The organism is Oceanirhabdus sp. W0125-5 (assembly GCF_027938815.1).
In the GTDB taxonomy this organism is placed as follows: Bacteria; Bacillota; Clostridia; order Clostridiales; family Clostridiaceae; genus Oceanirhabdus.
On the sequence record NZ_CP115913.1, the window covers coordinates 4,044,885 to 4,070,392 of the forward strand.

The 25,508-nt window shown below is 29.2% G+C and carries 9 protein-coding genes; all 9 read right to left on the minus strand.

Annotated elements, in window-relative coordinates:
* Window positions 1-3: 3 nt before the first annotated feature.
* Window positions 4-16,893 (minus strand): non-ribosomal peptide synthetase, encoded by a 16,890-nt coding sequence (locus OW730_RS18880; protein WP_271225608.1) that lies wholly within the window; start codon window positions 16,891-16,893, stop codon window positions 4-6.
* 772 nt (window positions 16,894-17,665) lie between these two features.
* Window positions 17,666-18,001, minus strand: coding sequence for a hypothetical protein (locus OW730_RS18885; protein ID WP_271225609.1), 336 nt, complete (start codon window positions 17,999-18,001; stop codon window positions 17,666-17,668).
* Window positions 18,002-18,449: 448 nt separating this feature from the next.
* Window positions 18,450-20,186, minus strand: a complete 1,737-nt coding sequence (locus OW730_RS18890) for an NADH-dependent [FeFe] hydrogenase, group A6 (RefSeq protein ID WP_271225610.1) — start codon at window positions 20,184-20,186, stop codon at window positions 18,450-18,452.
* Window positions 20,187-20,209: 23 nt separating this feature from the next.
* Entirely contained in the window at window positions 20,210-22,003 is a 1,794-nt protein-coding gene (gene nuoF / locus OW730_RS18895; RefSeq protein WP_271225611.1) for an NADH-quinone oxidoreductase subunit NuoF, read from the minus strand.
* Window positions 22,004-22,021: 18 nt separating this feature from the next.
* On the minus strand, window positions 22,022-22,384 hold the full coding sequence (locus OW730_RS18900; protein WP_271225612.1) for a (2Fe-2S) ferredoxin domain-containing protein: 363 nt from the start codon (window positions 22,382-22,384) through the stop codon (window positions 22,022-22,024).
* Window positions 22,385-22,423: 39 nt separating this feature from the next.
* Entirely contained in the window at window positions 22,424-22,936 is a 513-nt protein-coding gene (gene nuoE, locus OW730_RS18905; RefSeq protein ID WP_442945385.1) for an NADH-quinone oxidoreductase subunit NuoE, read from the minus strand.
* Window positions 22,937-23,195: 259 nt separating this feature from the next.
* A complete protein-coding gene (locus tag OW730_RS18910) occupies window positions 23,196-23,930 on the minus strand; it encodes a PHP domain-containing protein (RefSeq protein WP_271225613.1) in 735 nt (244 codons plus the stop codon).
* Window positions 23,931-24,263 (minus strand): DRTGG domain-containing protein, encoded by a 333-nt coding sequence (locus OW730_RS18915; RefSeq protein ID WP_271225614.1) that lies wholly within the window; start codon window positions 24,261-24,263, stop codon window positions 23,931-23,933.
* 13 nt (window positions 24,264-24,276) lie between these two features.
* On the minus strand, window positions 24,277-25,497 hold the full coding sequence (locus tag OW730_RS18920; protein WP_271225615.1) for a [Fe-Fe] hydrogenase large subunit C-terminal domain-containing protein: 1,221 nt from the start codon (window positions 25,495-25,497) through the stop codon (window positions 24,277-24,279).
* Between the last annotated feature and the right edge of the window lie 11 nt (window positions 25,498-25,508).

The window sequence follows — 25,508 nt, forward strand, 5'->3', positions numbered from 1 at the left end:
ATGTTAAAAATCAAATCCTACACTTCTTAAATCACTTAACTTTTCTTCTACTTCAATAATATAATCTTCCTCTTCATTACTTAAAATATTGATTTTATCAATCTCAATATCACTATTTTTTGATATAGTCTCAATAATTAACTTAATGTCTCTTATAGCTCTATTAATAGTTTCCTCTTTGAATAACTTTGTGCAATATTCTAAGTTAAGTTCTAAAGTTTTTTTATTATCTACTGCTCTTAAAATCATATCAACTTTTGAGACTTTTCTTTCAGTATTAAGTGGTTTTAATCTAAGACCTTTTAATTCTGAATTAGTATCATAATCTATATTTATCATATTAAACATTACATCAAACAATGGGTTTCTACTTGTATCTCTTCTTACTTGAAGCTTTTGAATTAACTCTTCAAATTGATAACTTTGATTTTCATATGCCTTTATTGAGTTCTCTTTTACTTCTCTTAAAAATTCTACATAAGTTTTTTCTCTACTCGGCTTATTTCTCATAGGGAGTGTATTTACAAACATTCCCATTACCCTTTGAAGATCTGCATGAGATCTGCCTGCTATGGGCACTCCCACTATAATATCTTCTTGACCACTATATTTTGATAATAAAATGTTAAATACTGATAATAAAATCATGTGCATTGTGCTTCCACTCTCTTTTGCAATTATTCGTAACTCATTGCTGATTTTTTCATCTATTTTAAAACTAACATTATCCCCTTCAAAACTCTGCATTTTTGGTCTTTCATAATCATAAGGCATATTTAATACTGGTATTTCATCATTGAATCTATTAATCCAATAATCTTCTTGTTTTTTGATTTCATCTGATTTTAAGAATTTATTCTGCCACTCTGCAAAATCTTTATATTGAATTCTTAATGGTTCTAATTCCACTCCATTATATAAAATGATAAACTCATTAATTAAAATACTCATTGATACTCCATCTGAAATTATATGATGCATATCTATCAACAAATAGTTCTTTTCCTTACTTTCAATGATCTCAGCTCTAAATAATGGTGCATTTTCTAAGTTAAAAGCTCTTATGAAGTTCGTAACAAGATTTATTGATTCTTTCTCATCTGTTTTTCTAAATAACATCTTAAATTCATATTCACTATCTATCTTTTGTATTATTTCACCTTCTCTGGCTTGAAAGTATGTTTTCAAGGCATCATGTCTTTCTACTAGTTTCTTAAAGGTGTTTTCTATTCTCTCTTTGTCTATTTCTCCATCTAGTTCATAAACGACCGGCATGTTATATGCTGTACTTTCTTTTTCAAACATTTGAAGAGTATATAATCTTTTCTGTGCTGATGATGTTTCATAGTAATCTTTTTCTTCTGCTTTTTCTATTGTCTTATATAGATTTTCACTACTATTTTCAATGTATTTACTTATTTCTTTTATTGTGGGACTCTTAAATAACTCTTTCAATTGCAATTCTACATTTAATTCTTTATGGATTTTACTCATAAGAACTGTAGCTTTTAATGAATGTCCTCCTATATCAAAGAAATTATTATTTATTCCTATTTTCTCTAAGCCTAATACTTCGCACCAAATCTCTACTAACTTTTCTTCAATTTCATTTCTGGGTGCTTCATACGTAGCTGTACTAATTTGATTTAAGTTCGGTTCTGGCAAAGCATTTCTATTAATCTTACCATTAGAAGTTAATGGCATCTTCTCTAGATACACAAAATAGGATGGCACCATATAATCTGGAAGATTAACTTTTAAATAATCTCTTAATGTTGAATTATTAATTCCTTCTTCACTTACCACGTAAGCACACAAGTACTTTTCATTGTTTTTATCATCTTTTGCCAATACAACTGCTTCGTTAATTTTTTTATGCTTGAGTAGTTTGATTTCTATCTCTCCAAGTTCAATCCTAAATCCTCTTATTTTAACCTGGTTATCAATTCTTCCTAAGAATTCAATGCTTCCATCAGGTAACCATCTTCCCAAATCGCCTGTTTTATACATTCTCCTACCTGGTTCAAATGGATTTTCTATAAACTTTTCTTTAGTTAAATCAGTTCTGTTAAGGTATCCTCTAGCTATACCTCTACCTGAAATACATATTTCTCCTTGAGTTCCTATTGGTTGTAATTGACCATGAGTATTTGTAATATAAACTTGTGTGTTATCAATAGGCTTACCAATTAATACCTTTTCTTCTACTGAACATTTTGTTGTTATTGCATCGATAGATGTTTCGGTTGGTCCATAATGATTATATAAATTATACCCTTTAGCCATAATCTCATTTTTGATAAATGGCTCTAAATTGTCTCCTCCAAGTATAATTGTTTCTAAAGAATTTAATCTTGTTTCATTAAATAATACCTCTTTTGCCATTCTCGGAATACAATTTATGATATTTATATCATTACATTCTACAGTTTTTCTAAATACTTTTTTATCTAAAATATCTTTCTTTCTAGGTATAAATAACTTTGCACCTGAAATTAACGCTCCCATAATCTGTTCAACACTTGGATCAAAAGTAAAATCAGTCATATTCAAGATGTTTTTTTGATAATTAATGTTATATTTGTTAATAAACCACAATATAGTATTTATTACATTTCTATGTTCTATCATTACACCTTTAGGTTTACCTGTACTTCCAGAAGTATAGATTACATAAGCTAGATTAGTCTCATCATTTATAAGAGTTAAATTATCCTTTACTCCGATGTATGATTTATCATCATCTAAAAGAATTGTTTCAACTCCAGCTTCAACCTTGCTTTCAAAATTTACTTGAGTTAATAATATAACTGCATTACTATCTTCAAGCATATATTCTATTCTATCTTTTGGATAATTAGGATCTATAGGTAAATAAGCACCTCCAGCCTTTAATGTTCCAATCATTCCAATTATCATCTCTATTGATCTTTCAGCCATAATTCCAACGATACATTCAGAACTTATTCCCTTATTTCTTAAGAGTCTAGCAATTATATTTGACTTTTCATTTAACTCTTTGTATGTTAGTTGTTTATCTTCGTATACCACCGCGATATTATCTGGTGTTTTCTCAACTTGTTCTTCAAATAACTCCTGTAATGTTTTTCCTTTAGGGTAATCAGTTTTTGTGTTATTAAAATCATATACTATTTGATTCTTTTCATCATAAGTCAAAATTTCAATTTCTGAAAGCTTAATATCAGAATTGTTACATATGCTATTTAGTATCTCTACATAGTGGCTTGCCATTCTTTCTATGGTTTCTTTCTTAAACAACTTTGTACAATATTCTAAGTTAAGCTTTATTATATTATCATCATCTACTGCTGTTAATGTTAAATCAAATTTTGATATCTTACTTTCAGTAATATACTGTTTTATTTCAAGTCCATCTAGCACTGAATCTGTTCCATAATCAATATTAGTCATGTTAAACATCACATCAAATAATGGATTTCTACTTGTATCTCTTTTTATTTGAAGCTTTTCAATCAACTCTTCAAACTGATAACTTTGATTGTCATATGCCTTTAATGAATTTTCTCTTACTTCTTTCAAAAAATCAGTGTATGTCTTTTCTCCATTAGGAGCATTCCTTAATGCTAATGTGTTTACAAATACTCCTATAATATTTTGAAGATCTGCATGTGGTCTACCAGCAATTGGCGTCCCCACTATAATGTCTTCCTGTCCGCTGTATTTTGCTAAAAGTATATACACCGCAGAAAGTAAAACCATATGCATTGTACTTTCGCTTTCTTTTGCCACTTTTCTTAAGTGTTCAGATACTTCTTTATGGAGTGTGAAACCAAAATTATCGCCTTCAAAACTTTGCATCATTGGTCTTTCATAATCAGTTGGCAAATTCAGTACAGGTATTTCATCACTAAATCTATCTAACCAATATTCCTCTTGCTTTTTAATTTCATCTGATCTTAAGAATTTATTCTGCCATTCAGTAAACTCTTTGTATTGAATTCTTAATGGTTCAAGCTCCTCACCATTATATAATGCTGTAAATTCTTTTATTAATATACTCATTGATACACCATCCGATATTATATGATGCATGTCTATTAATAAATAAGTCTTTTCATTGTTTTGAATAACTTCAACTCTAAATAATGGTGCTTTATTGATATCAAATGTTCTTATGAAATTCTTCATAATACTTTCCTCATCTGAAGTTACACTACTAACTAATAAATTAAATTCAAACTTATTATCTATCTTTTGTACAATTTCACCATCAACTGAATAGAAACATGTTCTCAATGCCTCATGTCTTTCAACTAATCTTTTGAAAGCCTTTTCGATTTTTACTTTATCAACATTTCCTAGTAACTGATAAACTGCTGGCATGTTATAAACTATACTATCTTTTTCAAATTGCTGAAGAGTATATAATCTCTTTTGTGCTGAGGAAGCTTCATAATATTCTTGCTCATCTACTATACCAATTGCAACGTATGGACTTTCACAAGAATTAGCAATATAAATACTTAATTCTTTTATAGTTGGACTCTTAAATATCTCTTTTAATGGTACCTCAATAAATAATTCTTTATGAATCTTACTCATAAGCACAGCGGCATTCAAAGAGTGTCCACCTAAATCAAAGAAGTTATCATTTATTCCTACTCTATCTACCCCCAAAACTTCACACCAAATTTCAACTAATTTTTCATCTATTTCATTTCGTGGTGCTTCATATTTTGAAACAATTAGCTTGCTTATATTTGGTTCTGGTAAAGCTTTTTTGTTGATTTTCCCATTAGCAGTAAGAGGAATTTTTTCTATTTGCACAAAGTATGCTGGTATCATGTATTCCGGTAAACTCTCTTTTAAATGATTTCTTAATTCGGAACTATCTATCTCTTTATCCATTACAACATATGCACATAAATATTTTTCTTTCTTATCACTAACTCTAGCTATTACTATTGCTTTTTCAACATTGATTTGATTTAAGAGTCTATTTTCTATCTCACTAAGTTCTATTCTAAATCCTCTTATTTTAACCTGATTATCAATTCTACCCATAAATTCTATATTACCATCAGGTAACCATCTTGCTAAATCTCCTGTTTTGTACATTCTTTCTCCATGGTCAAATGGGTTATTAACAAATTTTTCTAATGTTAATTCTGGTCTATTTAAATAACCTCTTGCTAACCCATCTCCACTAATGCATATTTCTCCTGGTACTCCTATTGGCATAAGTTTATCATTATTAACAATGTATATCTTATTATTTTGTAATGGTCTTCCTATTGGTATGCTGTTATATTTTACATCTTTAGCTATTGAGTACTTAGATGCGTATATAGTATCTTCTGTTGGTCCGTAAATATTTTCTAATTTGATATTATTGAACTTGTTAAAGAAATTATTTGCGATAATTCCCTTAAGTTCTTCACCAGCAGAAAATACATATTTCAGACTCTTAATTTTATCAATATCCTCTTCATTTATTTCATTAAACATACTCAGCATTGCAGGTACAAAGTTAATATGGGTTACCTTATATTTGTTTATGGCATTATTAATTGAGTTAATATTGTTCTCCTCATTTTCTTTGAGAATTGCCAATGTACCATTCCCAACAAACCAGCCAAATAACTCAGTAACTGAAACATCAAAAGTATACTTAGTTTTTAATAAGTAAACATCAGTATCTTTTAATGGATAATTTTTTTCCATAAACATTAACGTATTAACTGCACTTCTATGTTCAATTAATACACCTTTTGGATTTCCAGTAGAACCTGATGTATATATGACATAAGCTAAGTCACTGCTTTTATTTGTTGTAGTTAAATTACTACAATCTCCTTCAAAATTATTTTCATCTGTTAAATCAATTAATTGTCCTTTGAAATCAATCATTCCAGCATATTTGCTTGTAGTAACTAAAAAATCTACTTTTGCATCATTCAGTGTATACTCTATTCTTTCCTTAGGATTTTTATAATCTATAGGCAAGTATGCTCCACCAGCCTTTAAGATTCCAATTATTCCTATGATCATTTCAAATGATCTTTCTACTATAATTCCAACTATTGACTCAGGACCGATTCCAATATTTCTTAAATTTCTTGCTAGTTGATTTGACTTTTTATTTAACTCACTATAAGTTAACTTCTTATCTTCAAACATCACAGCTATATTGTCAGGCGTCTTTTCTACTTGTTCTTCAAATATCTCATTTATTGTTTTATCTTTCGGATAATCTGACTTAGTATCATTAAAATCAAATAGTATTTGATCCTTTTCTTTTTCTGTTATTATTTCTATTTCCGAAAGTTTAACTTCATAATCTCTACATATAGCTCTTAAAATCTTTAAATATTGACTTCCTAACCTTTTAATAGTTTCTTCATTAAATAGTTTTATACAATACTCGAAGCAAAATTCTAAAGATTTTTTATTTTCTATTACTGTCAATGTTAAATCAAATTTTGATATTTTACTACCTATCTCTTGCTCTCTTAATTTAAGATTATCTAATTCTATATCTGCACTATTGTTAATGTTAATCATATTAAACATAACATCAAATAATGGATTTCTACTTGTATCTCTTCTAATCTCAAGTTTCTGAATTAACTCCTCAAACTGATAACTTTGATTCTCATATGCATTAAAAGAATTATCCTTTACTTCCTCCAAGAAATCTATATATGATTTTTCTCCAGAAGGAAAATTTCTTAACGCTAATGTATTTACAAACATTCCAATTATATTTTCAGTATCTGAATGAGCTCTTCCAGCTATAGGAGTTCCTATAATAATATCTTCTTGTCCACTATATTTAGATAAAAGTATATACATGGCAGATATTAATACCATATTCATTGTACTGCCAGTATCTTTTACAACTTTTTTCAGTGCATTCAAAGTCTCTTCGTCTACAGATAAACTTATATTCTCCCCTTCATAGCTCTTTATTAACGGTCTCTCATAATCTGTTGGCATGTTTAAAACTGGAATGTCATCATTGAACTGATTCATCCAATATTTTTCTTGTTTTTTCATTTCTTCACTTTGCAAGAATTTATTCTGCCATTCCGCGAAATCTTTGTATTGAATCTTTAAAGGACTTAATTCTTTACTATTATATAGAGCTGAAAATTCTTTTATTAATATACTCATTGATATTCCATCTGAAATTATGTGATGCATATCTATAAATAGATAATTTCTTTCATTATTATTAATAATGCTTACTCTAAATAATGGTCCCTTATCTAACTTAAAAGGTCTTACTACTTTGCTACTAATATCAGCTATATATTTTTTATTTTCTTTTATGTCATCCAGTTTAAACTCATTTTTCTTATCTATCTTCTGAACTATTTCACCATTAATAGTCTCAAAATATGTTCTTAATGATTCATGCCTTTCAAATAATTTATTAAATACATTTTCAATTTTTTCTTTGTTTATATCACCATCTAACTCGTATAAAGCAGGCATATTATATGCTGTACTGTCTTTATCTAATTGATAAAGAGTAAACAACCTTTTTTGAGCTGAAGATACTTTGAAGTGTTCTTTTTCCATTACTTTCGGAATATTTATATATGAATTATGAGTACTATTTTCAACAAAGTTACTTATTTCTTTTATAGTTACTCTCTTAAAGAATTCCTTTAATGGTACTTCAACCTGTAACTTTTTATGAATTTTATTCTTTACTGATGTAGCTTTTAAGGAGTGTCCGCCCAAATCGAAGAAGTTATCATTTATACTTATTTTATTTACTCCTAATACTTCACTCCATATTTCAACTAACATCTCTTCTATATGATTTCTAGGTGATTCAAACTCAGTAAAAGCAGCCTCATTTATATTTGGTTCTGGTAAAACTCTTCTGTTAATTTTACCATTTTCGGTCAATGGGATTTTATCTAAATGTACATAATATAGAGGTACCATATATTCTGGTAAACTCTGTTTTAGATAATCAATTATATTAGAATTTTCAATTTCATCCTCACAAACTATATAAGCACATAGATACTTTTCACTATTATTATTTTTTAACATTACTACAGCTTCGTTAATTTTTTCATGAGTTAATAATCTATTTTCTATCTCACCTAGCTCTATTCTAAAACCTCTTATTTTTACTTGATTATCTATTCTTCCTAAAAACTCAATATTCCCATCTGGCAGCCACCTTGCTAAATCTCCAGTTTTATACATTCTCCTTCCTTGTTCAAATGGACTTTGTATAAATTTTTTATCTGTTAACTCCTGTCTATTTAAGTAGCCTCTTGCTAATCCATCACCTGTTATGCATAACTCGCCTTGAACACCTATTGGAAGCATCTTATTTTTTGAGTCTAAGATAAATACTTTTGTATTTGCAATCGGTGTTCCAATTAAAATCTTATTCTTCTCACTTATGATTTCATAAATAGTTGTGCATACACTATTTTCTGTAGGACCATACTCATTAAATAATCTTGTATTACTAAATATCTCAAAATGTTTCCTCACAACCTCTTCATGTATACTTTCTCCGCCTACAGTTATTCTTGTTAACGTAGTAGTATCTTTTAAACATTCCTCTAACATTGTTTTGTAAAATGCAGGTGTAATAAGAAAGTTTGTTACTTTGTTGCTAATTATTATATGCTTTAAGTAATCTGTATCTAATATTCTATCTTGATTCATTACAACTAATTTGGATCCTGTAATTAAAGGAGTCATTATATCTTGTACTGAACTATCAAAACTAAAGGAAGGCATTTGCAAAGTGACATCATTTTCATCAAATCCATAGTATTTTCTTCTCCAAAATAATGTATTAATTATACTTTTGTGCTCAATCAATACACCTTTAGGATTACCAGATGTTCCTGAAGTATAAATCACATATGCCAGATTATTACAATTATTATTTTTTTCTAAATTATGTTTTGATTCTTCATAGATTTTTTTATTTCTTATATCTAATACTTCGCCTTTAAATGATACACTTGTCAAATGCTCATTTGTAGTCAATAATATATTACATTCACTATCTTTAAGAATATACCCTACTCTGTCTTTTGGAGTCTTTGGATCTATAGGTAAGTATGCCCCTCCAGATTTTAATATTCCAATTACACCAGTTATCATTTCTAATGATCTTTCTACCATTATTCCTATTATATTATCTGGTTTTATACCATTTTTTCTCAATGTTCTTGCTAATTGATTTGATTTTTCATTTAACTCCTTATATGTTATTTGATTTTCTTCAAATACCACTGCGATTTTATCTGGTGTCTTTTTTACTTGTTCTTCAAATAATTCAGGTAGTGTCTTATCATCAGGATAATCTTTTATTGTATTATTGAAATCAAAAAATATTTTATTCTCTTCTTTTTCAGATAAGATAGATATTTCAGAAATTTTCACTTCACAATCTTTACATATGCTATTTAATATTACTATGTAATGTTCTCCAATTCTCTTAATAGTTTCCTTTTTAAATAATTTTGTACAATATTCCAAACTTATGTCAATGGACTTATCATATTCTGTAGCTGTAAAGGTTAAGTCAAATTTTGATATATTATTCTTAATAAGTTCTTGTTTGAGAATAAGACCACTGATATCTGTTTCTAAACCATAATCAATATTAGCCATATTGAACATTACATCAAATAAAGGGTTTCTGCTTGGATCTCTCCTAACTATTAATCTGTCAATTAAGTCTTCGTATTGATAATTTTGATTTTCATATGCCTTTAGTGAATTTTCCTTTACATCTTTTAAAAATTCAATAAATGTCTTTTGTCCACTTGGATAATTTCTCAATGCTAACGTATTAACAAACATTCCCATAATGTTTTGAGTGTCTGCATGATTTCTTCCTGATGTTGGTGTTCCTATAACTATATCTTCTTGCCCACTGTATTTTGATAAAAGAATATACACTGCAGAAATTAATACCATATGCATTGTACTATCACTTTTCTTTGCAATACTTTTTAAACTATTTTTTAATTTTTCATCAAGACTAAAGTTTAAAGTATTTCCTTCAAAATTCTTCATTGCAGGTCTCTCATAATCAGTTGGAAGATTTAATATTGGTATTTCGTCACTGAAACTGCTTGTCCAATATTCCTCTTCCTTTTTCATTTTGTCCGATTTCAGAAATTTGTTGTGCCATTCCGAAAAATCTTTGTACTGAATTTTTAAAGGTTTTAATTTTGCTCCATTATATAATGCAGCAAACTCTTTTATTAATATACTCATTGATATTCCATCAGATATTATGTGATGCATATCTATTAATAAATATGTCTTTTCTTTATTTTCTACAAACTCAATTCTAAACAGTGGTCCATTTTCTAAATCAAAAGGTTTTATAAAATCTTTTATTATATTCTCCAATTTATCAACATGAACTTTTTTAACTATCAGTTTAAAAACTATTTTATTGCTTATCCTCTGCACTATTTCATCATCTACTGATTTAAAATTGGTTCTTAATATTTCATGTCTTTCAACAAGTTTTGTAAATGTATTTTCAATTTTAGTTTTATCTATATTCCCCTGTAACTCAAACAAAGATGGCATATTATATGCAATACTATCTTTGTCAAATTGATTAATAGTATATAACCTTTTTTGTGGAGATGATACTTGGTAAAACTCCTTTTCTTCTACTTTACCTATACTTTCAAATGATTCTAGTTTTTTATTATCTAAATAATGACTTATCTCTTTTATTGTTGGATACTTAAATAGTTCCTGTAATGAAACTTCCATGTTTAATTGTTTATGAATCCTACTAACAAGAAGAGTTGCTTTTAGTGAATGTCCTCCAAGGTCAAAAAAGTTGTCACTTATTCCAATTCTTTTTACATTTAATACCTCAGACCATATTTTAACTAACTTTTCTTCTATCATGTTTCTTGGTGCCTCATATTTTATTGCAGTAGTTTCATTTATATTAGGTTCTGGCAAAGCTTTTCTATTAATTTTCCCATTTGTCGTTAATGGAAGTTTATCTAAATATACAAACTTAGATGGAATCATATAGTCTGGTAAACTGTCTTTCAAGAATTTTCTCAATTCCAAACTCTCTACATTGTTTTCAACTACCACATAAGCACATAAATATTTTTCTTTTTTCTCATTCTCCTTTACTAAAACTACAGCTTCTTTACTATTTTGATGACTTAATATTCTATTTTCTATCTCTCCAAGTTCTATTCTAAATCCTCTTATTTTAACTTGATTGTCAATCCTACCTAAAAATTCAATATTACCATCTGGCAACCATCTTGCTAAGTCTCCAGTTTTATATAATTTCTTTCCTTTTTCATATTGGTTTTCAATAAATTTTTTATTTGTTAATTCAGGTCTATTAAGATATCCTCTCGCTACCCCTTCCCCTGAGACGCATAATTCACCTGGAATCCCAATGGGAACAAATTTATTTTTAGAATCCAATATTAAAACCTTTGTATTTGATATTGGCTTTCCTATTAAGACTTTATTACTATATCCATGGAATTCATATATAGTAGAACATACACTATTTTCTGTTGGTCCATATTCATTATAAAGTTTTGTATTACTTAAAGTTTCAAAATGTTTTGTTACAACATCTTCATGAATACTTTCTCCCGCAACTGTAATCTTTCTTAATGAAGTTACTTCATTTAAACATTCATCTAATAATGTACTATAAAATGCTGGTGTAATAAGAAAGTTTGATACATTATTCCTTATTATAATTCTTTTTAAATACTCTATATCCAATCTCTTTTCTTGATTAATTAATACTAGCTTTGATCCAGATATTAATGGTGTCATAATGTCTTCAACAGAGCTGTCAAAACTAAAAGATGGAATTTGTAAAATAGAGTCATGGCTATCAAATTTATAATATTCTTTTCTCCATAACAAAGTATTCCTTATATTTTTCTGCTCAATAAGTACTCCTTTTGGATTTCCAGTTGTTCCAGATGTATATATAATATAGGCTAAATTCTCACAATTATTATTTCTTGCTAAATTACTTGTATCTCCTTTATATATCTCATTGTTTGATACTTGTAATACATCCCCTTGAAAATCTATACTCTTCGAAAATTGTTTTTTTGTTAATAACAGCTTACAATCACTATCTCTAAGCATATATTCTATTCTTTCTATAGGCGAAGCAGGGTCAATTGGCAGATATGCTCCACCTGATTTTAATACACCAAGAATGCTAACAATCATCTCAATTGATCTTTCAACCATTATTCCAATTATATTTTCGGGTTGTACACCTTTTTTTCTTATTACTCTAGCAAGTTGATTTGCTTTTTCATTTAACTCTTTGTAGGTTAAATGTATATCTTCAAACACCAATGCAGGATTATCAGGAGTCTTTTCAACTTGTTCTTCAAATAATTCATGTATTGTTTTATTTTCAGTATATTCTGCCTTCGTATTATTAAACTCATATAATATTTGATTCTTCTCTTTTTCAGTGATAATATCAATTTCTGAAAGCTTAATCTCAATACTTTCACAAACATCATTTAGTATTTTTTTATAATGTTTACTCATTCTATTAAGGGTTTCTTCTTTAAATAACTTTGTACAATACTCAAAGTTAAACTCAATATTCTTTTCATTTTCTATTGCAGTTAATGTTAAATCAAATTTTGCTACTTTATTATCTATAGAACATTGTTTAAGTATCAGTTCATTTACTTCTATATATCTTTCAAATTTTATATTAGTTAAATTAAAAGTCACATCAAAGATTGGATTTCTACTTGTGTCTCTTCGTACTTTTAATTTTTCTATTAATTCTTCAAGTTGATAACTTTGATTTTCATATGCTTTAATTGAATTGTATTTTACTTCTTTTAAGAACTCCATATATGATTTATCTCCATTTGGATTATTTCTTAAAGGTAAAGTATTTACAAACATTCCTGTTATATTCTCAAGATCTGAATGTGCTCTTCCTGCAATTGGAGTTCCTATTACTATATCATCTTGTCCACTATATTTTGATAATAGAATATTGAATGCTGACAGTAAAATCATATGCATTGTACTTTCACATTCTTTTGCAATATTTCTTAATGCCTCAGTAGTTTTTTCATCTATGGAAAACTTTAAGTTAGCTCCCTCAAAACTTTGTATTACAGGTCTTTCATAATCAGTAGGCATATTCAATATTGGTATTTCATCATTAAATCTATTTATCCAATATTCTTCTTGCTTTTTCATCTCTTCTGATTTTAAGAATATATTCTGCCATTCAGCAAAATCTTTGTATTGAATTCTTAATGGTTCTAATTCTTCTCCGTTATATAAAGCAATAAATTCTTTAATTAATATGCTCATTGATACTCCATCTGAGATTATGTGGTGCATATCTATTAGTAAGAAATTTTTATCATTACTCTCTAAAATCTCAACTCTAAATAATGGAGAATTTTCTAAATTAAATGGTCTAATAAACTTATTTATATAGTTTTCTATTTCAACAGTGGCTTTTATGTTACTTGTAATTTTGAGTTCATTTTTACAATCAATTTTTTGTACTATTTCACCTTCAATTATTTCAAAATAAGTTCTTAAAGATTCATGTCTGTTAACTAATTTTCTAAAGGTATCTTGAATTTTTTCTCTATCAATTTTTCCTGCTAATTCATAAACCACAGGCATATTATACGCAATACTTTCATTATCAAACTGTTGAATTGTATATATTCTTTTCTGTGCTGCTGATATCTCATAGTATTCTTTTTCTTTAAGTTTTTTTATATTCTCATATTTCTTTTCATTACTCTTTTGAATATAGTTACTTATTTCTTTAATTGTTGGTTTCATAAACAGAACATTTAGGGGCACTTCTATATCTAATTTTTTATGAATTTTGCTTATAACTGTTGTGGCCTTTAATGAATGTCCCCCTATATCAAAGAAATTATCATTAATTCCAACTTTCTTTATTTCCAATACATCACACCAGATACTAACTAATATTTTTTCTACTTTATTCCTCGGAGCTTCATATTTTGAAATTATAAGCTCATTTATGTTTGGTTCTGGTAGTGCTTTTTTATCTACTTTACCATTAATGGTTAAAGGAATATTATCAATATTTACAAAGAATGAAGGTATCATATACTCAGGTAAACTTTCTTTCAGATAGTCTCTTATTTTAGTATTATCAATTATTTCATTAGATACTAGATAAGCGCATAAATATTTATCCTTTCCTTCCTTCTCCCTTGAAATAACAATCGCATCTCTTATATCTCTAAATTGCACTAACCTGCTCTCTATTTCTGCTAGTTCAATCCTAAATCCTCTTATTTTTACTTGCTTATCTTTTCTTCCCAAAAATTCAATATTTCCATCTGGTAACCATCTTGCCAAATCACCTGTTTTATACATTCTTTGACCATTTTCAAAAGGATTTTTAATAAATTTTTGTTCTGTTAACTCTGGTTTATTTAAGTATCCTCTTGCTAATACCTCTCCTGCTATACACAGCTCTCCCGTAACACCTACTGGCAGAAGCTTATGCTCTGTATTTATAATGTATACTTTTGAATTATTTACTGGTTTACCTATTGGTATATTGTTAACTACTTCATCTACAAAATAACTAGTTGTTACAACTGTGGCTTCTGTCGGTCCATAATTATTAACTAATTGATATTCATTGCTTTTAAAATAATTTAGTTTATCTCCTCCAGTTAATAGGAATCTTAAAGAACCTGTTTTGATATTTATAAAATCTTCACAAATTTGTGTTGGCAAGAAACTTATTGTAATATTTTTTTCATTATAATATTTACTTAACTTATCTACATTGAATCTTAGTTCATTATCAATAATATGAATTTGAGCACCTTTTATAAGATATGGCCATGTTTCCCAAACACATGCATCAAATGAAAAACTAGAATATACTGTACTTCTATCCTTTTCACTTACCTCAAACTTAGTATTATGATTTTTACATAAGTTTATTAATGATTTATGCTCTATCATTACACCTTTGGGTTTTCCAGTTGTCCCTGAAGTATAAATTACATAAGCTAGATTGCTAGACTTATTTATTTTTTTCAAGTTACTTGAATCCTTATGAAATATCTCTTCATTTAATAAATCAATAATTCTTCCACTAAACTCTATGTCATCTATCAAATTTGTTTTACTTAATAATATTTTACTTTCACTATCATGAAGCATGTATTCTTTTCTCTCTCTTGGATATTCATGATCTATAGGTAAATATGCTCCTCCTGCCTTTAAAATCCCTAAAATTCCTATTATCATTTCTAATGACTTGTCTACCATTATTCCTACTATTGTATCCGGTCGGACTTCTTTTTCCCTTAGCACTTTAGCTAATTGATTTGATTTTTCATTTAGTTCTTTATATGTTAAATGTTTATCCCCAAATACAACTGCAACATTGTTTGGTGTTTTCTCAACTTGCTGTTCAAATAATTCAGGTATAGTTTTATCATTAGGGTACTCTGCTTTTGTATCATTAAAATCATAAAGTATTTGCTTCTTTTGTTCCTCTGTAATTAATTCTATATCTGACACATTAATATTCATTTTATCTACAATTTGTATAATTACATATTCAAAGTTTTTTACTAGATTTTCAACGAACACAGAGTAGAAACTATTATTATATGAAATTTTCACATTATACTCATTAAAAATAGATATTTGTACTGCTAAGTTATAGTTTGTCTTTTCTTCAATACTATAATCTACAATATTTATTTTACTGTTTTCATCTACTTGAGTATCTAAAGGATAATTCTCTATCACAACCAAATTATCAAATAATTGTTTATTTTCTGTACTATATTTTGATTGTATATCAACTAAAGATGAATACTGAAACTCTTCATGATTTCTTAAGTCAAGATCCAATTTTCTTAGTACTGTAGTAATTTTTTCATCTTTATAAGCCTTAACTCTCAAAGGAACTGTATTAATAAATAAACCTACAGTATTTTCAATGTTTTTAATATGATGCGGTCTTCCTGATAAAGTTACTCCAAAAATAATGTCCTTCTTTGAATCATACTTCTGTTGTAAAATTCCCCATGCTGTATATAATACAGTAGATATTGATACTCTGTTTTTCTTAGCAAAATTTTTAATTTTGTTTTTAACTTGATTATCTATTGAATATACATATTCTCTGTTAGAGTTAAGTTTGTGATCATTATAATTTACATAAAAAGTAGAATTCATATTTTCGTAATTTTCTAAATATTTCTCCCAATATTCTTTCTCTTTATTAATATCTCTATTTTTATTCCAATTTAAAAATTCTTTATAGGTAGCTTTTTTGTTGTATTTTACTTTCTCACCATTTAATAAAGAATTATATACTTGAATAAACTCTTTTATTAGTATTCCGTTACTCCACCCATCATATACTATGTGATGGATTTTTAAAAAACATTGTGCTTTTTCTTCACTCAATTTACAAATATAGAATTTTACACACTCTTCTTCTATGTTGATTCTTTCTCCTTTTATTTTCTCTGAGATTTCTGATAATTTATTTTTTTTATCAACATCTTCAAAATTTGATATATCATAACTTTCTATAGAAACTTTGTAATTCTTTAACACAATTTGCACTGGCTTATCTAATTTCTTCCACCTAAAAACGGTACGTAACATTTCATTGTTATCTAACAAATCTTCCCAAGTTTTTTTCAAAATATTTATATCAATTTTTCCTTGAATAATAAAACTAATCTCTTCCTGATATTCACTAGTTTCCTCGTCCTTAATATAATAAAAAAGAATGCCTTTTTGTGTATCAGATAATCCCATAATATCCTTAACATTATCTTTTCTTAAATTATTACTCCCCATACTTACCCCCTTATTAAAATGATATTCCTCTTTTTTTGATTTAATTTTGACATTAAAATATACATATATTTCTATGAATATTAAAAAACATAATATGTCAAACTTTTTTTGTAATACATGATAAAAGAATATTTAATTGCAAACATCAAATAATACCTTTAATATAAGAATTTATTTATGTTGAATCATCGAATAAATTTTTACATTATATTTAATAATAATTAAATTTTAACATTTTTACACAATATATGTCAATTTTTTTTTTACATATGTTGATTGATATTTTATTTCTCCAACTTTAAACAAAATACTCTATGAATTAGCTATAAATATTTTATATAGCTCTTAAATATTATCATTATCTTTATCTTTATTTGAAAAAAATACTTTTGACAATCATCATCATTATTATTTCCATTACTTATATAAATGTACTAATTCACCTTTACTTCCCTAATTATAAAATTATTCTATACTTAATAACATTCGTAGTAAGATTAAAGATTATGAAGCATACGAAGAAATCTGTTCAACAGCTGAAGATCTTAAAAAGAGAGTTTTAGATATTGGATTCCAAGGAGCTACTCAATATATGTTGTTATGTAAGAAACGACAACTATCCATAAGTAAACCTAGTAGAAGAATACACCTTAAAAGAAGTTGAGAGTGGAAAGTTGAAAACTTTTTCCGTATTATATTCCTTATTATTCCATTAGGAATGATATATATTTTTCAACATTCATTTAAAAAAGAGAGCTATTTCAGTTTTATATTAACTAATCCCAGTCATAATTTTTTCTTTTAATATCCATTCTCCATTTTTTAATACTATTGCACTTTTAAAATACATTGCTCTTAATCCATTCATGTACCATAATCCATTTATAACAACTTCATTCTCAGAGTTGAAACTCACATCTTTTATCATTAAAAGAACACCTTCTTTGCCATCAACTTTCAAATGGTCCAATATACTCTGTGTTAATCCTTCTTCTTTTAACATATCAAAAGATGCATTCTTAACTTCCACGTTATACTTATTTTCAAAGTAATCTAATATTTCTTGTTTTCCTTCTTCAGAAATACTGTTAAAAACTGAACTTTTCATATCAATTGCAAAATAATTAATAGTAGTTAAAAATCCTTTTTCAGGTACAAATGAGTCCAGTGCAACTATATAAATTTTAACTATTTTTTTTCTTCAATTTCTTTAGTTGTATGACCATATATATTGTTACAAGTAATATTAAAAATTAGAATTATGAATAATAATATTTTTCTCATAATTATCACTCCTTAAAATATATTATATATTTATTAACTGATCTTATGTAATTTATGATTTTATCTCTTTATATTGTTTCTAAAATGCAATGTTTCATTAATAATGAAACGAGTTACCCCTGTATTGTTTAATGACAATATAATTATAATTTCTCGAAGAAAAATATCCTACGTTGTCCGTTGTCCACTTTCAACTGTCCATTTCTTTTGAAAGTTTTCCATAAAAAAAAGCCCCAGAGTTACCTCTGAGACTTTTCTTGTATAATTAAATATTAAAACTTATCTCTCTTAACGTAGTGAGTGTGTAGTAATTCGTGTGCTAAATGACCATTTGGCTCACCTAAGAAATCTTTGTAAAGCTTTTGAACAGCTTCATTCTTATGTGATTTTCTGATTGGAAGAGCTTTATCTTCAGAATATAATCCTTTTGCTCTAGCAACCTTAGCATCAACCTCATCTCTTAATTGTGCTTTAACGATTGGTTGACCACCACCGTTTACGCATCCACCAGGACAAGCCATTACTTCGATGAAGTCATAAGACTTCTCTCCGCTCTTTATTGACTCAATAACTTTTCTAGCATTTGCTAATCCATGAGCGATTACAGCGTTTAATGTTTGACCATTTGGAAGTTCAAGAGCTGCTTCTTTAACTCCCTCAATTCCTCTAACTGCTTCATACTCAATTTGATCTAATTCTTTCTCAGCAAGAACTTCGTATACTGTTCTTAAAGCTGCTTCAGCAACTCCACCAGTAGCACCGAAGATAACACCAGCACCAGTAGACTCTCCAAGTGGGTGATCGAAATCTTCTTCTGCTAAATTAGCAAAGTCTACACCCATCTCTTTAATCATCTGAGCTAATTCTCTTGTTGTAAGAACTGCATCTACATCTTGTAATCCTTCATTAGATAATTCTTCTCTGTCACCTTCGAACTTCTTAGCTACACAAGGCATAACAGAAACAACGTAGATATTCTTAGCATCAATTCCCATTTCTTTAGCGAAATAAGACTTGATAACAGCACCCATCATTTGCTGTGGAGATTTACAAGTTGATAAATTCTCTAGCATTTCTGGATAGTTATGCTCAACGAACTTAATCCATCCTGGACAACAAGAAGTCATTAATGGTAATTTTTCACCTTTTGATACTCTTGTTAATAACTCTGTTCCCTCTTCCATGATTGTAAGGTCCGCAGCGAAATCAGTATCAAATACTTTATCGAATCCTAATCTTCTTAGAGCAGCAACCATTTTACCAGTTACTCTCTCACCAACACTTAGGTCAAACTCTTCACCAAGTCCAACTCTAACTGCAGGAGCTGTTTGAACAACAACAACTTTGTTCTCGTCATCTATTGCATTCCAAACATCTTGGATGTTTTCTTTTTCTTGTAAAGCTGCAACTGGACAAACCATGATACATTGTCCACAGTTAACACAGTTAGTTTCACTTAGTGCTCTTCCATATGGAGCTGTTACTCTTGTATCAAATCCTCTTTGAGACCAACCAATTGCACTTACAGTTTGAACGTTAGAACATACAGAGATACATCTTCCACAAGCAACACACTTCTCGTTATCTCTTACTATAGAACAAGATAAATCATCGATATCACTTGGAGCGATTTCTCCCTCATATTCTACGTCTCTTATATTATACTCTTCAGCTAATGTCTGAAGCTCACAGTTACCATTTCTTGAACAAGATAAACACTCTCTCTTGTGGTTAGATAGAGTTAACTGAATTACAGTTTTTCTAGCTTCTCTAACCTTTCTAGTGTTAGTCTTAACGTCCATTCCCTCAGTAGCTTCTAAAGAACATGATGCTAGAAGTCTTGGACCAACTTCTACAACACATACTCTACAGCTTGAAGGTTTATTTATATCTTTAAAGTAACAAAGAGTAGGTATCTTAATTCCAACTTTTTTAGCGGCTTCTAATACCGTAGTACCTTTTTCTACTTCAACTTTAATTCCATCAATAGTCAATGATACCATTTCCATTACCTTCTCACTCCCTTTTCCATCTATTTTCTTTCGATAGCGTTAAATGGACACTTATCTACACAAGCTCCACACTTAATACACTTATCTTGAATGATTGTGAAGTTCTCTCTAACCTTACCTTCGATAGCTCCAACTGGACACGCTCTTTGACATAATCCACACTTCTTACATGGCTCTTCAATGATTGTGTATTTTAATAATTCTTTACAGATTCCAGCAGGACAACTCTTATCTATAACGTGAGCTTCATACTCGTGTCTGAAGTTCTCTAATGTAGATAAGATTGGGTTAGGAGCAGTCTGACCAAGACCACATAAAGAAGTAGCTTTAATTTGCTTACCTAACTTCTCTAACTTCAGAAGATCTTCCATTGTACCTTTACCTTCAGTAATCTTCTCTAAGATCTCAAGTAATCTCTTAGTACCTACTCTACATGGAGTACACTTACCACATGATTCTTCAACAGTAAAGTCTAAGAAGAACTTAGCAACGTCAACCATACAAGTATCTTCGTCCATAACGATCATTCCACCTGATCCCATCATTGAACCAAGTTTAATTAGGTTATCGTAGTCGATTGGAGTATCAAGATGCTCTTCAGTTAAAGCTCCACCTGATGGTCCACCAGTTTGAACAGCTTTAAACTTCTTACCTTTTGGAATTCCTCCACCGATTTCGAATATAACTTCTCTTAAAGTAGTTCCCATTGGTATTTCAACAAGACCAGTGTTAACAATGTTTCCACCAAGAGCGAATACTTTTGTTCCTGCATTGTTTTCTGAACCTATACTCTTGAACCATTCAGCACCTTTATTGATGATAACTGGAATGTTAGCATAAGTTTCAACGTTGTTAATAATAGATGGTTTTTCCCATAAACCACTTACAGCTGGGAATGGCGGCTTAGGATTTGGCATACCTCTTTTACCTTCAATTGAGTTAATTAAAGCAGTTTCCTCACCACAAACGAATGCACCTGCACCAAGTCTAACTTCTAAATCAAAGTCAAATCCTGATTCAAATATATTCTTACCTAAAAGTCCGTATTCTCTAGCTTGCTTAATAGCAACCTCTAATCTATCAACAGCTATAGGATACTCGGCTCTTACATATATGTATCCTTGATTAGCTCCAACAGCATATCCACCAATAGCCATAGCTTCAATTAATGAATGAGGGTCACCTTCTAGGATAGATCTATCCATGAACGCACCTGGATCTCCTTCATCTGCATTACAAAGCATGTATTTAACAGGATTAGTTTGTTTAGCAGCAAATTCCCACTTAAGACCAGTTGGGAAACCTCCGCCTCCTCTTCCTCTTAAACCAGAAGCTTTCATAGTATCGATTACTTCTTCTCTAGTCATGTGTAATAAAACTTTTTCTAAAGCTTTATATCCATCTAATGCAAGATATTCATCTATGTTTTCTGGGTTAATAACACCACAGTTTCTTAAAGCAACTCTCATTTGCTTCTTATAGAAACCAGTATCGTTTAATGACTTGATTCCATCTTCCGTTACAGTTTCAGTATAAAGTAATCTCTCTACTACTCTACCTTTAACTAAATGTTCTTCAACTATTTCTGGTACATCTTCAGCCTTAACTTGACTGTAGAACGAACCTTCTGGATATACTATAACGATTGGTCCTAATTCACAAAGACCAAAACAACCTGTTTTAACTAATTCTATCTCATTTTCGACGTTGTGCTTTTTCATTTCTGCTTGTAGAGCTTCAACAATTTGACCACACCCTGATGAAGTACATCCAGTACCTCCACAAACTAGCACCTGAGAACGATAAAACGCCATACTAACCCCTCCTATATGCTATAAATCTTGAACTTTATATTCGCTAACAATGTTTCCATCTTTAATATGCTCTTTTACTACACGTCTAGCTTTTTCATCTGTCATTTCAACATAAGTAATTTTCTCTTTACCAGGCATAATTACTTCAACGATAGGCTCTAATTTACATGCACCAATACAACCAGTTTGAGCAACAGTAACGTTGTCAAGACCTAATTTTTCAATCTCGTCCATAATTGCTAATAAAACTGGTCTAGCACCTGCTGCTATACCACAAGTAGCCATACCTACAACTATTCTAGTAGTTTCTCTATCTCTTCTTTGATTAACATTACCAAAGGTTTTTTTTCTGATTTCTTCTAATTCCTTAAGTGATTTCATAAGGCACCTCCAAAACTACTCTATTTTTACTAAACCGAATTATTTATATTCTTTTATGATATCGTCTACATCTTTAAGTTCAAGACGACCATATACTTTTTCATTTACTGTTAATACTGGAGCAAGTCCACATGCACCAATACATCTACAACCTTCTAAAGTGAACTTTCCATCTTCAGAAGTCTTACCAACTTCAACATCTAACTCCTCTGAAAGTTTGTCCAATATCTTTTGAGCACCCTTTACATAACAAGCAGTACCAATACATACTCTAATTACGTATTCACCCTTTGGCTCTAATGAGAAGAATGAATAAAAAGTAGCAACTCCATATATTTCGCTTAATGATACATTTAACTCAGTAGATACTATTTTTAGAATTTCTTCTGGTAAGTATCCAAACTCATCTTGAATTCCGTGTAACACTGGAATTAATGGACCAACCATGTTTTTCTTAGAATCAATGATTTTTCTTGCTTTTTCAATCATCTCTGTGTTAGCAGCATTATTAGCTCCGCATCCACAGTTACAATTACATCCTGACACCCTCATCTCTCCTTCTTTAATTAATTTATGCTAAGATAAATTTTAGACAAAAGCCTTTTTGTTAAACTTTTAGCACATTAAATTGATAAATTTTAGACAATAGCCTACTGTTAAAAGTTTAGCATATTTTTAATAATGAATAAAGTATTTTTAATAAAAAATATTTATTTCCTATAGAATTTTGTTGTTTTTTTACAATTTGGCTAAAAAAACCTCTCATTTGTCATTTATCTTTGTTTAATTTGACTATTTTCGATAAATGTCGTCACTCTCCCACTTTTACATTGTTTGTTATACCTTTTAAACTGTCAATTATACCATTTAAACTCCTCTCACAAACCTCTATCTTGAATTTCCTTTCAAAGATATCTTCCAATTTATGTGCATCAGATGATTGAATGACATTATATTCTTTGTTAATAAATAATTTGATTGTTTTGTTAAATTTATCCAAATTTGCAACTTCAATAGTTTTTATATCAAGAGTTTCTGGTATAAACCCCAAAGAATTGATAATGCTATAACAATCTCTATCTACATGTGCAGGTATTAAAACTCCACCTAGACTCTCAACCTCCATGAATGCTTCGTCAATAGAAACATTCACCGAGTTCAACAACATTAGGGGATACTCTCCAACAATTTCATCATCATTATTATATAAATGCTGTCTTCCAAACACCTCTGCATTATTCTTTATTTTAGGCAATCTAGATAAAACAAACTCCTGAAACTTATTAAAAGATTCCATATCTCTAAAAAGACAAATAGAGTGAAACTCTTCTTTGGTTTGGAGTTCCATACCAGGAATCAATATTATCCCTCTCTCTTTTGATAGATTCCACGCAGCCTCAATGTTCATTCCAATATTATGATCTGTTATGGCAATTGCATCTAACCCCTTTAAGTATGCCATATTTAATATGTTAGAAGGTGTCATTAGCTCATCACCACATGGTGATAGATCTGAATGTATATGAAGGTCAACGAAAATCTCCATTTAAATTCCTTCTTTCATCATAAGCTTGCATATATTATATGCATCTAACTCAGTTGATAAAATATCAATCCCTTTTTCTTTAGCTTTTTCTATAGTTACTTCTTCAACTTCTATACCTTCTGGAATAACAATAACCGATATACCTATTAGTTCCGCAACTGCTACTATATTAGGATGAATCTGTACTGTTACCCATAAATCATTTTCCTTACTATGTGACATTACATAACTAAGAAGATCATTTATATAAACACCTTCAATAGATTTGTCTCCTCCTTTACCATCTGTTAATAATGTAAACTCTTCAAATTCAAATAAATCTTTAACTAACACTTAACCCACTCCTCTACTTACTCATTGTGCACTCTTCTATATTTGCAAGTCCCCTAACTACATCCTCAGCAAAAGCTTTACATGTAGGAGAACCACATAAACCACAATCTGTTCCTGGTAAATTGTTTATTATCTCATTCATTTCTTTCATTTTTTTCACAGCACCAAGAAAATCCTCTGCTAATTTTTCATTACTCTTAATATATCTAAGACTTTTCACAAATTCATTTCTATATTGATCACTTATATCTTCAACTCCATATGTGGAATTAATTTCATCGTAATATTTTTTTGTTATTCTTTTTGCATTATAAGCATTTTCAATAAGGAAATTTCCACCTAGACATCCACCTGAACATGCATGTCCTTCAATAAATTCAACTCCCTTAAGCTTCCCTTTCATTAAATCTTCAAAAACATCCTTAACATTCTCTATCCCATCTACAGTTATATAATCAATCAGATTCATTGACTTGCTTAACCCACCTGGATAAGACCATGAAAGACCAGTATACGATAGGTCACATGTTTCCCCCTCTTGATTATTCTTCTTTATATTATTAAGAAGATTGAGATAAATATCACTCAATGGTATGATTCCATCAATTCTTGTTTTACTTTCATTTTTGTGCATATCAATCATTGCTTTCCATGCAACACATGTTGATATATGAAAAACCCCGATTTCCTCAATAGCATATCCTTTTTTAACATATTCATCTCTTATTAATGAAGCACTTATTTCTATAGGCGTTATAACCCTTACAATATTCTCTTGAAGTCCTGGAAAAGAAGTTTTAATTAACTTTTCTACACTAGGACATGAAATACCAATTGCTGGTTTATTTACTTTTTTAATCTCCTTTTTCATAATCTCTGATGCAATATCACAAGCATATGTTGTGTCAAAGACATCATCAAAGCCAAGAGATTTGATTGCATTTTTTATTACTGTAGGATTAATATAATCACCAAACTGTGAAAATACCGCAACAGTAGGTACTGCAATTTTTACCTTAAATTTTTTTATATCCTCAATGGTATCTCTTTTTCCCTCATATGCATTATAAATACACGATTCTATACATCTACCACAATCTATACATTTATCTTCATATATAACTGCTTTTCCATTTTTTAGCCTAATGGCTGCCATAGGACACTTATTCATACATTGAGTGCAACCTCTACATTTCACCTCGTTTAGTTTAATTCCCCTGAAAACTTTATTCATAACCAACCACC